This is a genomic window from Vibrio sp. 811, from assembly GCF_033339195.1.
In genome coordinates, this window is record NZ_JAWOUB010000929.1 from 1 (window position 1) to 522 (window position 522).

Here is a 522-nt window from a genome sequence, read left to right on the forward strand (position 1 = left end):
TACTGGAGAGCCAGACAAATCGTGATGGTGATGCTCGTGGTCGTGATGATAAAACGCGAGTGATTCTCTCGCTGCGTTACCAAACAATGCTATGTAAGAAGGATGCTGAGTGATCGTTGCTGGTGATCCCGAACAACAAACGTGGTGGTGCAAACAAATCACATCGTCTGTTTTTGCCATGACCAAGTGCAAATCATGAGATACCATAAACACAGCGCAATCGAAGCGGTGACGGATGCTTTCAATCAAATCGTATAGATCGATTTGTCCCTGAACATCAACACCTTGAGCTGGTTCATCAAGAACCAACAAGTCAGGGCGTTGTAGCAGCGCGCGGGCGAGTAGGACACGTTGGTTTTCACCACCGGAAAGGCGGTGCATGTTGCTCTTAATTAAGTGCTCTGCACCAACTAGTCTTAATGCATCAAGGCATTCTTGTTTGCTGTACTTTCCTGCTAAATTTAAGAAACGGATAACGTTTAGCGGCAAAGAGTCGTTGAGTTTCAGTTTCTGAGGCACATA

The 522-nt window shown here is 46.0% G+C and carries 1 protein-coding gene; it reads right to left on the reverse strand.

All coding sequences use genetic code 11. The features are described 5' to 3' along the window. The coding region (locus tag R7Q46_RS30180; RefSeq protein WP_318078717.1) for an ATP-binding cassette domain-containing protein at positions 1–522 on the reverse strand (522 nt) is incomplete at both ends.